This window comes from Mogibacterium kristiansenii, assembly GCF_029224645.1.
In the GTDB taxonomy this organism is placed as follows: domain Bacteria; phylum Bacillota; class Clostridia; order Peptostreptococcales; family Anaerovoracaceae; genus Mogibacterium_A; species Mogibacterium_A kristiansenii.
Window position 1 is genome coordinate 31,692 of record NZ_JAQXUZ010000027.1, and the last position, 15,373, is coordinate 47,064.

10 protein-coding genes are annotated in these 15,373 nt (G+C 46.4%); 2 read left to right on the plus strand and 8 right to left on the minus strand.

All coding sequences use genetic code 11. The features are described from left to right. Window positions 1-6: 6 nt before the first annotated feature. From PUE40_RS08075 to PUE40_RS08110, 8 genes are all read right to left on the minus strand, one after another. Window positions 7-2,589 (minus strand): CDP-glycerol glycerophosphotransferase family protein, encoded by a 2,583-nt coding sequence (locus PUE40_RS08075; RefSeq protein ID WP_277672460.1) that lies wholly within the window; start codon window positions 2,587-2,589, stop codon window positions 7-9. A 98-nt stretch (window positions 2,590-2,687) separates the two neighbouring features. Continuing rightward, window positions 2,688-5,606, minus strand: coding sequence for a bifunctional glycosyltransferase/CDP-glycerol:glycerophosphate glycerophosphotransferase (locus tag PUE40_RS08080; RefSeq protein ID WP_277672461.1), 2,919 nt, complete (start codon window positions 5,604-5,606; stop codon window positions 2,688-2,690). A gap of 150 nt (window positions 5,607-5,756) precedes the next feature. After that, on the minus strand, window positions 5,757-6,158 hold the full coding sequence (gene tagD, locus PUE40_RS08085; protein WP_277672462.1) for a glycerol-3-phosphate cytidylyltransferase: 402 nt from the start codon (window positions 6,156-6,158) through the stop codon (window positions 5,757-5,759). Window positions 6,159-6,173: 15 nt separating this feature from the next. Beyond that, window positions 6,174-7,553 carry a CDP-glycerol glycerophosphotransferase family protein gene (locus tag PUE40_RS08090; RefSeq protein WP_277672463.1) on the minus strand — a complete coding sequence of 460 codons (1,380 nt, stop codon included), beginning with the start codon at window positions 7,551-7,553 and terminating at the stop codon, window positions 6,174-6,176. Window positions 7,554-7,588: 35 nt separating this feature from the next. Next, complete coding sequence (locus PUE40_RS08095; protein WP_277672464.1) at window positions 7,589-8,614, minus strand: ribitol-5-phosphate dehydrogenase; 1,026 nt, start codon at window positions 8,612-8,614, stop codon at window positions 7,589-7,591. Continuing rightward, window positions 8,614-9,321, minus strand: coding sequence for an IspD/TarI family cytidylyltransferase (locus PUE40_RS08100; RefSeq protein WP_277672465.1), 708 nt, complete (start codon window positions 9,319-9,321; stop codon window positions 8,614-8,616). The genes PUE40_RS08095 and PUE40_RS08100 overlap by 1 nt, the downstream gene beginning before the upstream one ends. A 63-nt stretch (window positions 9,322-9,384) precedes the next feature. After that, window positions 9,385-10,545: a CDP-glycerol glycerophosphotransferase family protein gene (locus tag PUE40_RS08105; protein ID WP_277672466.1), complete on the minus strand. Its 1,161-nt coding sequence runs from the start codon at window positions 10,543-10,545 to the stop codon at window positions 9,385-9,387. After that, the gene (locus PUE40_RS08110) at window positions 10,536-11,711 is read right to left on the minus strand and encodes a CDP-glycerol glycerophosphotransferase family protein (RefSeq protein WP_277672467.1); all 1,176 of its coding nucleotides are present in this window, start codon (window positions 11,709-11,711) and stop codon (window positions 10,536-10,538) included. The genes PUE40_RS08105 and PUE40_RS08110 overlap by 10 nt, the downstream gene beginning before the upstream one ends. A 162-nt stretch (window positions 11,712-11,873) precedes the next feature. Between PUE40_RS08110 and PUE40_RS08115 the strand changes: the two genes are divergently transcribed. Both PUE40_RS08115 and PUE40_RS08120 read left to right on the plus strand, forming a co-directional pair. Next, window positions 11,874-13,358 (plus strand): GH25 family lysozyme, encoded by a 1,485-nt coding sequence (locus PUE40_RS08115; RefSeq protein WP_277672468.1) that lies wholly within the window; start codon window positions 11,874-11,876, stop codon window positions 13,356-13,358. Between the two features lie 218 nt (window positions 13,359-13,576). Further along, entirely contained in the window at window positions 13,577-15,289 is a 1,713-nt protein-coding gene (locus PUE40_RS08120) for a GH25 family lysozyme (protein WP_277672469.1), read from the plus strand. Window positions 15,290-15,373 lie beyond the last annotated feature (84 nt).

Below are 15,373 nucleotides of genomic sequence, written 5' to 3' on the forward strand. Positions count from 1 at the left end.
TTTCTATTATTCTTTCAACATCTTCTCTAAGACATGAGCAATCCGCTCTCCGCTTTTTCCATCGCAAGCGGACATATAACGGTTTCGGAAATCCTTCACCCCCTCTGTTTCCTCAAAATCGCCTGCACTGATATATTTTTCTAACTCTGCATAATTGCGGAACAACTGTCCCGGCAAGTCATTTTCGTAGTCCAAATAGAAGTCCCGATTGTATTCATCATAATCGTAACAGTAGAATACCATCGGCTTATTCAGCAGAGAATATTCAAAGACGACCGAGGAATAATCGGTCACCAGCAAGTCCGCAATGCACATCATCTCGTTAGTAGTGAAATCCTTCACCTGAATGATGTTCTCGTACGAACCCGTCACAATTCGATTCTGCATTACCGGATGCGGGCAGATCAGGAACACTTGATTTTCTTTTAAGGAATGGCTTAACGATTCAAAATTCATCTCCGGACGGAACTCATGTTTATCCTGTCCCTTTCCATCCCGAAAAGTAGGCGCATACAAAATCACCTGCTTCCCATCTAATTTCGGATATCTGCTCCGAATCCTTTTCCTTACCTGGGACACATACTCCGAATCCAGAAATTCATCGGTACGCGGAACACCATAGGCCTTCACCCGGTCTTCCCCTATTCCGAAAGCCCGAGCATAAATCCCCCGTATGTTCTCCCCACTTACAGATACCAAGTCATAATCCTTATGGTATAGGTGATCCACCTCCGGAAAGAGCGATGTTCCGTCCATGCCGAATTTTTTGAAAGCGCCGGCAGCATGCCACAACTGCACAATTTTCTGTCCCGGCTTCTTTCCGAATTTTCGGAACAGGTAAAAATAATCATCCGTGACCACGACTTTGCTGGAATACACCGTCTGAATCGCCGCATTCATCTGTTCATCGTCGTAAGGCATCATCCGGGTGAACACCACCTTCTTCCCATTCGTTCGGTCATATACTGCCCGCATATTCGGAAGCAATTCTTCATTGCTTCGCGCCGTCACAAAAGCAATTTGATTCTTCAGCTTCATCTTCCGAATTTGCTTTTTCCAATGACAGTCTCGAAGATAGGTAGATTCATCTTCTTCACTCTTTTTCTGCCGCAGTTCCGCAAGATAATGCCGATGGAACTTGATTCGATTCCAAGCCGTTGCTTTTTTCGTGAACAGTGAACCATTATTATATCGAATCAGCCATCCATTTTTCTCCGTGTAGGAATGACGGTATTTATGCTTTAATTCGGTATCCTTCATCATTTTAGGATATACTTTTATATCGGTTCCATCAAAGGAAAGCATGAACGTCAGCTTCATCTTATCCCGCAACGGAATGGTAAACGAGAACGATTTTCCGGCAATCAGCACTTCCCCAAATCGATTTCGCACATCTTCACTCGAACAGTCTTGCATCGTCGCTTTCCAAGTCTTGCCGGTTTGATCCTGCGCAAGCACACTTATTTTCTGTTCAGACGTTCCGGCACAGATGCTTCCGCAAATATGGAGCATCCCCTGTTCCACCGTCATCGTATAGAAACGAAATGAATCATGTTTCAAATTAACCAGACGATGTCCGTTATATGCAAGCTGCCCGGAGGATTCTTTCAGATTCCGGAGAATATGCTTTCCGTATTTCAGGACATACAGTCCCAGTCGCTGACGCTTCACCGTCCCCGGTGCTTTGTCAATGATATCATCCGGAATTCCGGCCAATTCTTGACGCAGCAGCCGGATGTACTCCGTTCTGCATTCTTCGCTGAATTCACCCCGGGTATCCGTGCCTTCCAAATATTGACGCATAATATACATCTGCAAATTTTGAATATAGGAATCCAATTCCGTCACGCATCCTTCCTTCAACGCACAGAACAAGCGCCGAAGTGCCTCAGGATATTCATTGGCTTCTACCGGTTTCTGTCCGCTAAGTTCTTCGGAACCGCAATAGATGAAATCTGCAGAAGCAGCGATTCCAACCACCGGATTCTCTTTCAGAATTTCCGCAATCAGCATCAGGTCCCAACCGTATGAATACGCCCGAATTTGGTTTTCTAATTTCATCGCAGCCCGACACAGAGCATCTCTTCGAAAAATCACATTGTTCAGGGAAACCGCCAAATATCTTGGATTCTCTCGAACATCTTTAAATGTGTTGCCGGATTTGTACATAAAACGGAACGTGCTCTTCGAAGATGTTTTTTTCTGAAAAACTTCGTTGCACAAGCACAGATCAAATGAATTCGGCGTTTTTTCAAAATGCTGATACACCTTCTCCAGTGCATGTTCTTCCCATCGGTTTCCCATATCATAGAAAAGAACGTATTCTCCGGTCACGGCTTCGGAAACCATCGAAACAATGTCCGTATTTTTATCGGGAGCCGGAAGGATATGCACGGAATCCGGATAGGACAGAGCGTATTCGTTTAACTGCTGAATGAGTATTGGACGATTAAGAAGCGGCAAAAAAACAAGCTGCATCGAACTCATTTCCAAACTCTGGTTCAGAATGCAATTCATTCCTTCTTGAATATTCGTCGCTTCACAATATCTTTCGTCAATTAAAGGGATAATTATACTAATCTTTTTCATACATTTTTCTCCGTACGTCCAACATCTTTTCTAATCCAAAACCGTATAGCTTTCGGTAGTAAAAAGGGCACGATGGTGCTCATCATGCCCAGACTTTTTTACAGCTTTAAGCCCACTTCGTTCAAAATTCGTTCCGTAGAGTGCCCGTCGCAAGAACGCATGAACTTCTCGCGGAATGCGTGCATCTTCTCCCGATCGAATTTCGTATCAATATGAGTAATGTAATCGATAATCTCTTCGGTACTGATTAAAACCGGTCCCGGAGCCATTTCGAAGTAATCATAGTAGAACCCGCGCCAATCAAAGTACACATCCAAGTCATACGCAAAGAGAATGATTGGTTTCTCAAACAAAGAGTACTCGAAGATTAACGACGAATAATCCGAAATGCAGATATCAGAAGCGCAAATCAAATCTTCAATCTCCATCGTACGAGATACATCGTATGCAAACGAATCACGGTATTCCAGCGGAATATCCGGAAGTTTCTTCACCAGTGGATGATGCTTAATTAAGATAATATATTCATCTCCCAAAGCTTCGTAGAGCTTATCATAGTTAAACTGATCCGGGCCATAGGCTTTTGCTACATGACCGCGGAATGTCGGAGCATACAAAATAATCTTTTTCTCCGCCGCTGCCGGAATCTGTTCGATGACCCGTTTCTTCGCTGCTTCAATATAATCATCCCGGAAAAATACATCCGTTCGGCTGACACCCACCGGCTTAACATTTCCTTTCCCTTCCAGCTGCATGGCTTCTTCGTAAGCCCATACCACTTCCGGGCTGCTGACACATACCAAGTCGAAATTTCGATACATCGGATACCGGGACTGCTCCTTTGCATTTCCACCGAAAATCTTGTCCGCCGTACTGAAGCCGAACTTCTTGAAGGCACCGCATCCGTGCCAAAGCTGGACGATTTTTGTTTCCGGTCTCTTGTGAATTCCACAGGTGGTCACCGTCGCTTCATCTAAGAATACATAGTTTGCCGTTGCCAAATCCTTGATGAATTCCAAATCCACCTTAAACTTCTGGCGATACCGCAGAGACAGGTTCAGCAGGAATTTATTGTGAATATCAAACTTCCCGGATTTCTCCAGCAAACTGTGTACGTACGTCATGGAATTCGGCAGCGTCGGCTTCCGGTTTACCACAAAAAGAACCTTGTTCTTTTCAATCGGCTTCCGGGCATGCCACTTATAGTACAACGGGAATATCACCTTTAAAGTCAGGAACTTGTATCCCTGACGAAGCTTTTTATTTCTCCACTTTTTCAGCCTCAGCGACAGCGGGACAATGCGGGTGGATTCCTTTTCAATTCGAGCCAGCCGCTTCGCTTCTTGTCTTAGCTTTCGCGGATATCCCAGTTTAACGGAGAGTTTTTCCACCCGTTTCAGAATATCCTGATCCGTCAAATCCGTTACGAAAGAATTATCCGTAAATTTCGTATACTTGGAATTGTTGTACAAACGGTTCATATCCGTTTCGGATTTCTTTTCGAAGAGGCGCTTTTTGGCCAGCAGATTCTTCACATTGAAAATCTTATTTCCCCAGGTAGAATCCAGCTGGTTGTACGGCGACCGATAATAAACCATCATAAATTCGTTAATGAACGCCGTGGACTGCGTTTTCAGCGGTTTGTATTCCCCGTTGGAATACTGCAGAAGCGGTGCAGTGATGAACGTCCCCTTTTCCATCGCTTCGAACATCTGACGAATAGTCCGTGCCACCGGATAAATCGGTTCCTCCACGAAAATGCAGTGCGTTGCTTTTGCCTGCTGCAGAGCCTCCTTTTTCCAGTGAGCGGTATCCCGATGTTCTAAGAAATGCAGATTCATCATGCCTTTGTATTCTTCCGCTACAGCATCTGCCATGGACTCGTCCACAAGCACTTCGAAAGATGGGAAAATCTGATGATAATACGCACTCAGTACTTTATTTACATATTTTGACGGAAGCTTGTCTGAAATGATTACCGAAATCAGTGGATTTTCTGCCAGTTCTTCCTTTGACAGAAGTCCCGATTCCAGCTGCAAATCCGCATGATCCTCCAGAATTCCCTGCCACTGACTGGGCAACATGTTTTCTTCACATTTCTTCAGCCATTCCTTCAGCAGAGGATACAAATCCTCATCGCTGCGCCAAATCATCCGATAATATTCATTCAGAATAGAAATACCGGCAAACCGTTTCCATACAGTAGCTTTCAATCTTCTCCAGCGCCAACGCTCCTCGTCCCAAGCCGGACCGGACTGCTGTGTCTTATCAAATTTCGCCAGCTCTTCCTCCGCCATGGCATCTAAAGTACGGCAAATTGTTTCAAAATTTTTGCAAATATCCCGGAAAGATGCAGTGGACACGCTCTGGCTTAAAGAGGATTCCTCCATAAAGCCCTTCTTGTAATAATTGTAAACTTCTCGTTCGCAACCCACCATGGTTTCGCAATTCCGGATGAATTCGTACAGGAATACACCATCCTCTCCGTGAGAAGTTCCGTTAAAACGAATGTGTTGTTCGTCAATTACCGCTTTGCGGAACATCTTGTTGCAGAGAGTGAAGTTCCACACCATCGTAGTCTTATATTTCGGAATATCTTCCAGTTCGGAAAGGGTAACCGACGGCTTTGATAGTGTTTCCTCCGACATGTAATGTATCACCGTCTTGCCCACTACCAGATCCGCCATCTTTTCCCGGGCTCTATGATACATCTTTTGAACGGCATCCTCCGGCACGAAATCATCCGCATCGTAAAAGAGAATATACTCGCCCTGAGCGTAATCCAAACCGGCATTTCTTGCGGCGCTGACACCTTTATTCTCCTGAGAGTATACCCGAAAACGTTCATCTTCCTCGGAATACGCTCTCATAACTTGTTCGCTTCCGTCCACGGAGCCGTCATTCATCAAAATGACTTCATAATCTTCAAAAGTCTGTGCTTTAATTGCATCCAGTATCCGCGGCAATGTTTTTTCCGCATTATATACAGGAACAATAATGGATACTTTTGGTGACATATAAAACTTCCTTTCGTACATTATGGTTCTATATCTAAAATCGATTTCCCTATCACCGATTTTTATACACTTAGCTCTTTATTATATACCAGTTTGCGACTTTCTTCAAGAAAAGCAAGAATCTCAGGATGTCGTCCTGAGATTCTTTTTCTACTTATTCTGCATATTCAAATCTTCTTTAATCTGGGAGGAACTGATTTCCGGTGTGCGGGGCAGATATACCACTTCAACGCCTTCATCTTCCAGAAAATCAAACTTTCCAATCCAGTCATCTCCCATGACAAACGTGTCGATATGATATTCATGCATATCCGAACGTTTCTGATCCCAGCTGGTCTCCGGAATGACCAAATCCACATAGCGCACCGCCTCCACCAGAGCCTTTCGCTGCTCATAAGTGAAGTAACACTTCTTGTGCTTTTCATTCCAATTGAACTCATCACTGGAAACCACGACTATCAGATAATCCCCCAGTTGTTTTGCACGACGCAGGAGATTGATATGACCGTAGTGGAGCAAATCAAAGGTTCCATATGTAATCACTCTCTTCATCGGTTTCCTCCTCGTCTATTCATCAAACAACGCAATCGTTCTTTCGGTGGCATGTCCATCACACATTTTCACATACTGCTCTTTAAACTTCTTGATTTCAGTATCGTCAAATCCATCCTTTAATGAATCGATATATGAAATAATTTCTTCCGTTTCCGTGCATATCGGTCCCGGCGTAATTTCTTCATAATCGTAATACATTCCCCGTTCGTCTAAATACTGATCCTTGTCATACGCAAAGAACACAATCGGCCGTTCCAGGATTGCGAATTCAAAACCCACGCTGGAATAATCCGTAATCAGAATATCCGATATTGCCAGCAACGATTCGATATCCAAGATACCGTTCGCATTCATATCGAATGCAAAGGAATTGGCGTATTCTTCCGGAAGTGCCGGCCTCGTCTTGCATCCAAAGCTGTGATACTTAATCAAAAGGACGTATTCATCGCTCAAGGCCGCACCCATGGCTGCGACATCCAACTGATTCGGAGTGTACGCCTGAGAAATTCTGCCTCGATACGTCGGTGCGTAGAAAATAATCTTCTTTCCGGCAATCTGAGGGAACTTCTCTTCCAGCTTTTCTCTAGCTGCCTTGCTGTATTCCGGATCGTAGAACTGATCCGTACGGGAAACCCCCACCGGCACCAGCTTTCCGCTGTCTCGCGGAATGCGCATGGCATCTTCGAATACCCACTTCTGATCCTCTGCCGGCAGACACACATAACTGTAGTTATGATATTGCTCATACTCTTGAAGATTCTTTTCACTTCGCCCAAAATTATTACTGTCTATCGTGGAATATCCCACCTTTTTGAAACAACCGCAACCGTGCCACAGCTGGATAAATTTTGTTTCCGGACGGATTTCCACATGACTGAGGTACTGGTTTGCACTGGAGATACAGACTGCTTTCGCATCCGCCATCTCCTCCACCAGGTGAACCACATTCTCAAAGATTCCAAAATCAGAATTGTGATTTTTGTCCAGCCCGATTTTCACAACCTCGTACTTGCCTTCCTCCTGAAGAACCTTGGCGATATACTTATTGGACGGCGTCGTTGGCCCATATTTCTCCATAAAGACGACTTTGTCTTTCACATCGCACTGCCGAACCAGTTCCGCATATCTTTGAGGAATCACTTCCTTCAAATAATGCGGCTTCAGCCACTTCTTGAACTTTTTATACTTCTTCGGATCCAGCTCTTCCAAGGTCTTTTCCCACTTGACGGTTTTTTCCAGCGCTTTATGCCGCTTCTCCAGCGGCAAGTTTCCATACGGCCGGTTCGTCGCATACCCATACAAACCCTCTTCGCATTTGTGTACCCGATGAATTCGATAGGTTTCCTTAAAACCCTTGGTTCGGAGATTCTTGCAAATCTGCCTGATACTCATTTTATTCCCCCACTCAAATCAATTCGTTTCGCTCGCTATTTCTTCCACACCATAACGGTCTTTCCGCCGTGTTTCTGGATATCCGCATCAAACGCATGGGTCATATCCTTGATAGTGCGGACCTCTACGATTTCTCCGATAATGCTGGACAGATAATCCACCACTTCCGGATGCTCTTTGTAGAACTGCAGCAAATGGCGGAAATCATCCGCACTGCTTCGGCTGCTTCCGTAGAGTGTCAATCCCTTCTCCAAAATCATTCGAGTATTAATCGGTACCGGGTCTTCGGAAACGCCCAGTGCCGCAATGCATCCCTCCGGATTGATGTAATCGATAATCTGATTGATGGATGTACCGGAACCGGCTTTACCTACGCATTCAAACCCGTGATCGATTCTCAAATCTTCCGGAATGGAATCGATGAAGTACGTCTCGTCCGCAAAGACGAAGTCATCCATCTTGTATTCATGCTTTCCGAAGATGTACACCTTGCTCTCCGGGAATCTCTTCTTCAAAAGCAATGATGTGATAAAAGCAAGATTTCCATCGCCCCATACGCCCAACACATTTCTTCTTCCATGTGCTTTCCGGTCAAAGCGATCGATGGCATGATAGCTTACGGATACCAATTCGGTAAAAGCAGCAACGTAATCGTCGATTCCGTCCGGCACGGCCACAACTCGGTCCCGTCTCATGGCTACGATATCCTGCATAAAACCGTCAAATCCGCTGGCACGGAATTTGCTGCTGCGCAAATAATTCTCCGCAACGATGTCATCCTCCTCCATCGGAGTATTCGGTACCATTACCACCTTCTGGCCCGATTCAAAATCCCCTTTCGGATCGTAGATTACTTCACCGATTGCTTCATGAATCAGCGCCATCGGCAATTTCTTCTTCAGCACTTCCGGCGGTCTGGTCCCTTGGAAATAGCGCTGGTCTGCGTTACAAATAGATAAATGGGTCGGACGCACCAGCACCGAATCACCATTTACATCAATATTGGAGAATTCCGACTCAATTCGTCGCGGCTCTACCAACCGATATACTGTATTCAGCATTACTTCTCTCCTCCCAGCAGCGTTTCTGCCAACTGAAGATCATACGGATAGGTTACTTTGATATTAAAGGTCTCTCCCTTAATCAATGCCACCTTATCACCCTTTACAACAAACACCTTCGCCGCATCGGTCAGAATCTTCCGTTCATCCTCGCTCAAGGTTTCATACAAATCCTTGAATCTCTTCGCCCGGAAACTCTGCGGGGTCTGTCCCTGATAGTAGTTCGCCCGGTTCGGAATGCTGGCGATGGTCTCTCCATCGACGCTTTCCACGATGGTATCCGTTGCCGGAATTACCGTATCGCAAGCGATTCCCTTTCGAACGGATTCCAGATTCTCTTCCAGGATTCGATGCGTCACGAAAGGACGAACCGCATCGTGCGTTACCAAAGAGGTCTCCTCATTCAATCCGTCGGTTTCTTCAATGTAGCGAATGGCATTCATGATGGTGCCGTTTCGATCTTTTCCGCCTTCAATCACAACCACATTGCTGTTCTCCGGAAGGTGTTTCCGGAACAAATCCTTCGTATAAGTAATCCACTGTGCCGGGCACAGAACGATTACCTTCTCAAAATTGTCATTGATGATAAATTTCTCTACTGTATGAACAATAATCGGTTTTTTCCCAATGTGCAGATACTGCTTCGGACGATCCACATTTCCCATTCGACTTCCGATGCCACCTGCCAGAACAACGCCGTATACCATTTTTCTTCCTCCCTCATGTATCAGAGTTAAATCATGTAATTATATCTCATATTTGTATAATGTTCAAGATTTACTGGACTTCGCCAGTTCCTGAAGCACCCATTCCGCCAACCGACGGGTATTTCCGGTCCCCGGCTGTACGTATTTCTGAATGAACGATTGGCTCGTATCCAGGTGCAGTTCTGCACTCTCCGCCCTTCTTCTTTTCTCATCTTCATACACCCGTTCCAGCAACTCGGTCGGCTTCCGATATTTCTCCAGCGGAATATCCTTCATGAAATCGATGATAAAACCTCTCCGCTCCAGATACCGATCCAAATCGAACGTGTATAGATAGATTGGAATTTCTGCTGTCGCCGCTTCATAGATAATGGATGAATAGTCCGTAATCAACGCATCCGTTAGGCTGAACAGCTCCATCGCCGTAAATTCCGGACATTCAAAAATCTCATCTCGATGGATGCCGGTTCGGTCCACCGGATGGAGTTTTACTATCAGATTATACTCTTCATAATTGAACGCTTCGAATAAAGAATCTAAATGTTCTGTGATATCCTCTCCATTTCGAAATGTGGGAGCATAGAGGACATTGGGGCGTTTGCCCAATTCCGGATACCTCCGAATAATTTCTTCCCGCTTTCGGCGGCGGTATTCCCGGTCCGTCAGCAAATCTGTCCGCGGCAGCGGGCATACTTTTACCCGAGATTCCGGCATACGAAAGGCCTTCGCATAGTAGGGCCGACAGAATTCACTGCTGCAGATAGCATATTCGTAATTTTCGTGCATGTGCATCGCCTTTGCCAAGGCCTCGCTGTGTCCTTCTTCCGTTCCTACCGCATAGTACCCGAACTGTTTCAGCACACCCAGTGCGTGCCACAGCTGGATAATGGAAAGCTCCTTCCGATGATGGAGAATGCTGGCATTGATGCAATACCCTTCCAGAAGCACGACTCTGGATGTAGCGAAGACGTGCATCTCCCGGGTTACCATGTACCAAAGATATTTAATTTTACCCGCCAATCCCGGTGGAATCATCCGGTTCAAGGTTAGAATTTCTACCTCCGGATTCTGACGTTCCAGTTCTTCCTTCAGGAGGCGCATATCCAGTGTCAAGGTGCTGCTCTGCCGGCTCACCATGGCGATGCGATTCCGAACCGGGAACAGCTTGTGAATTCCGTAGATGCCGTTACAGATGGCAATGGCAATTTTCAGCATTATCTGCATTCTTCACTCCCGTTCTTCTCAAATACCCATTGGATAACCCGTTCCGTGGCGCGGCCGTCGCATGCGGACATGTATTTCTCCCCGAACTTCCGGCGAATCTCCGACTCGTCCTCCGCCGGCGCCTGAATTGCCGAAATGAGTTCTTGCGGTGTTTTTGCCACCGGGCCAAAGAGGTATTCCTCGTAATCAAAATAGAAACTCCGGCCGTTATAGTAGGTGTCGAAATCATACGGATAATACACCACCCTGCCGCCGGTCAAATAGTAATCGAAAATAACGGAAGAATAATCCGTAATCATCACATCCGTAACCGTCAGGATATCGTTAATTTCCCGTTCTTCCGAAAGGTCCAGAAAGAAATCCGGATACTTTGCGAAATCCGGCATCCGGACTTTGCCGTTTGCAAGATTGTTGTACAGTGCCGGATGCCATTTAAAGGCCCACACATATTCCTCGTGAAGCGCTTCGTAGATTTCATCCAGCGGAATCCGGTTGAAATCATAGCTTGCATCATCCGCCCGAAGACCTCGATACGTCGGTGCAAAGAGAATCAGTTTCTTTCCCCGCAGCTGCGGATACGTCTCGTACAGCCGTGTCTTCGTTTCCTTCAGATATTCCTCATCGAAAAAAATATCCGTCCGGGGAACACCGGTGGCCCGCACTTTATCCGGAGTTACGCCGAATGCCTCTGCGTAGCAAGAATTAATGGCTTCACTGCTGGTAATCACGTGGGTATACTTCCGGTATCCTTTATGGATGCGAATATTCTCATTTCCTTCCGCCCGGCTGTATCCGAATTTCTTGAAGGCGCCGGCACCGTGCCACAGCTGGCAGATTTTCTGACCTTCTCGCACCTTGTAATACGATGTGTAACGGAAATAATCCTCCAGAAAAACAACTTCTGCCGTGGTCATGTCATAGACTAATTTGCAGAACTTTCCGAAGGAACTCCAATTCCGCCGATCTGCTTTGAAATACGTGGCTCTCTCGTAGTCTTCGCCCATGGCGTCATATACGCACTTTAAATTTCCGCCGTTCTCTGCGCGAACGTCGGAAATAAATACCGCTTTGTTCTTTCGCACCGGACAGAAGATGCCGATAATCCGGTTCAACAGAATAAAAACGCCGGCAGTCATAAGATTTATACAATATCTGATATATCTCATTGGTATCACCTCAATATAGTGCGATTTTAGCACATAACCGCCCCTGTCACAAGTTAACCGATAAAATATTTCCGCCAGTTTACAAATAATATTATTGCATTTTATTCCCAACAATGATATTATCCTTACAGGTATTTAAGAAAGGGCAATGACGAAAGCGTTATGATTCAGAAACACACGAAGAAAATCAATATCGGAATCGCAATTCTGGCGGTGCTTCTTATTTTTGCGCTGGCCATGGTTCCGGCTCAGGGAGCAACCAAGAAGAGCAAGACCGGCTGGAAGAAGTCCGGTTCCTATACGTACTACTACTACAAGAGCGGCAAATACTACAAGAACCGCTTTGCCACCATCAAGGGAAGCAAGTATTTTTTTGATGAGAAAGGTCGCCTTGTTAAAGGACATTTTTCTCATGAAGATAATTACTACTACTCCGATGCCTCTTCCGGCAAGGTGAAGACCACCGCGGGATTCGTGAAATACGACGGCAATCGCTACTACGTCACCAAAGGCGGCACCATCTATACCGGCCACACCTTGAAGTTAAAAGGAAAGAGATATAAGGCTTACGCAACCGGAAGACTGGGAACCGGCGTCTTCAAATACGGAACCGTTTCCCGCTTCTACGCGGACAGCAACGGCGTGGTAAAAACCACCCCGGGATTTGTCAATTACAACGGAAACCGCTACTATGTGAACTCCGAAGGAAAGATTGAATGGGGTCACACCTTCAAGGTTTCCGGCTACACCTATAAGGCGTATGCCACCGGCCGCCTGGGAAAAGGAATCTTCAAATACGGATCCAAGTACTATTACGGTGATTCCAACTGCCGGGTGAAGACCACCAAGGGTTGGATTAATTACAACGGAAAGCGTTACTATGCCGCATCCGGTGGAAAAATCTATCAGGATCAGTTCATCACCGTAAGCGGAGACCGGTACTACGCCTCCTCCACCGGTGCCATTCAGACCGGCTCCTTCAAAGTGGATGGAAAGAACTACAAGACCACATCTACTGGCCGGATTATCGAGCTGAATACCGGCAAAGCCATCGGAATCGATGTATCCTATTTCCAGTACGAAATCAACTGGAAGAAGGTGAAAGCCTCCGGCGTGAAGTTTGCCATCATTCGCTGCGGTTACCGCGGAAGCACCAACGGCAAGCTGTACACCGACAGTACTTTTATGAGAAACATCAAGGGCGCGAAAGCAGCCGGAATCGATGTGGGCGTCTACTTCTTTACGGAAGCGATCAATGCGAAGGAAGGCAAGGAAGAAGCCGATTTCTGCATCAAGCAGATTAAGAAATCCGGTGTAAATGTCACCTATCCGGTTGTCATCGACACCGAGAACCTGTCCGGTGCACGGGCATCCAGCAGCAGACTTTCCAAGACCAAGAGAACCGAAGCGGTTCAGGCGTTCTGCAAGCAGGTAAAAGCCAAGGGATATACGCCGATGATCTATGCCAGCACCAGTTGGCTCAACAATCAGCTCAATATGAGCAAGCTGTCTGACTACTATGTATGGGTTGCTCAGTATTACAAGAAGGTCACTTACGGCGGCTCCTATAAATGCTGGCAGTACACCAGTTCCGGCAAAGTAAACGGAATCAGCACCCGCGTAGATATGGACTACTGGTATTATTAAATCGCCATCATAAATTTACACACCTATACACATGAGAATTTGATTTCGGTACCACCTACACATACCGTATCACATTCCCGAAGAAAGAGATGAGATTTTCCCTCATCTCTTTTTGTTTTCCTTATATTCTTCCCTTCCGGAAGCTCCTATATTATAATTAAGGAATAACAATGCAGATTTTATTCCGTCATCAATCATCAAATGAAAGGATTTTTTTCATGAAATACAATCGAATTATTTTATCCGCAGTCATTGCACTTGTAATGATGCTCGCTCCCCTTCCCTGTTTCGGGAAAACGGATGTCCTGCAATACACTGCGGATTCGTCCAATGCGGAAAGCTGGCAAAGCTGCGATTCGAGTCAATCGGTCACTTTTGAGCAGAATAAGAAAATATACCTGCGTTTTTCAGCTGCCGAATCCACTGAATCCGGCACCTCTTCGCAGGAAGACTCCGGCACTGCACCGGTTCTCCGGCAGCGTTCTGCGGATACTTCTAAGGAAATCCTCCTTCAGCCGGATTCGGAAGGTCTCTATCTTCTGAACACCGATGAAATCGGCAGCTGGGAAATCCTATATGAAGACAGCGTCCGGATGCGTTTTACGGTAAAAGAATCGAACGCGATCCAACCGCCGTCCGAGAAACCGTCCAAACCCAAGAGCAAAGCCGGGGTCCTTCGCAAAGGAAAATATTATTTTTACCGGGACAGCAAGGGAAAGATTCGCAAGAAAGCCGGATTTGTCACCTGGAACGGAAATAAGTATTACGTTCGAAAAGGCGGCCGAATTCAGACCGGAAAGACGTTCAAGGTGGGTAAATACACCTATCGGGCGAACAAAAAAGGTCAAATAAAAGTCGGCGTATACAAATGGGGAAAAAGCTATTATTACTCCAGCAGCAAGGGGCGGCTTCGGAAGTCCAAGGGCTTTATCACTTGGAAGAAGAACCGTTACTACATTCGAAAAGGCGGGAAGATTCAGAAGAGCAAAGCCTTCCGAATCGGAAAGTACACCTACCGGGCCGGTTCCGACGGGCGCATCAAGGTGGGCGTGCACAAATGGGGAAAGTACTATTACTACTCCACTTCCAGCGGAAAACTGCGGAAAAAGGCCGGCCGGATTACCTGGAAGGGAAAGTCCTACTACAGCCGAAAGAGCGGCACCCTGTATACCAACCGTTTTTATTTTAGCGGAAGCAACATTTACTACGCCGGGCCGAAGGCCGCTGCCCTCACCGGCACCTTTAAGGTGGGAAAATACACCTACACTGCGAACGCATCCGGATCCATTATCTCTTCGAATCGGAAATATATGAGAGGCATCGACGTTTCCTATTATCAAGGGAAGGATATCGACTGGGCAAAGGTGAAATCCGGCGGCATCAGTTTCGCCTTTCTGCGGTGCGGCTACTCCGGAACGAAGGATGGAAAATGCCATCCGGACAGCACATTCAATGGAGATAAAAAACACAAGGGAAACATACAGCGGGCCACCGCCGCCGGAGTGGACGTAGGAGCCTACTACTTCTCGCAGGCACGCACGGTAAAAGAAGCTCAGGCGGAAGCCGCCTTCGCCGTCAAGCAGGTGAAGGAATCCGGCTGCAAACTCAATTTGCCGCTGGTTATCGATACCGAGAATTACCCGGGCGGACGAGCATCCTCCTCAAAGCTGAACCGGACCAAGCGAACCGCGGCGGTAAAAGCTTTTTGCGACTATGTGAAATCCAAGGGCTATACCCCGATGATTTATGCCAGCACCAGCTGGCTCAACAACAACCTGGACATGAAGAAACTGTCCGGCTATCGGGTATGGGTGGCGCAGTACAACGACACCGTCACCTACAAGGGCTCATACCGATGCTGGCAGTACACCAGCTCCGGGAAAGTTCCGGGAATCAGCGGACGAGTGGATCTAAATTATTGGGCATTGTAGTTTCCAATGCAGTCCCCAAAATTGAACCATTCGGTTATAGCTTTCTGTTACGAAAAGGGCTACACTGAATGGGAATAATTATCA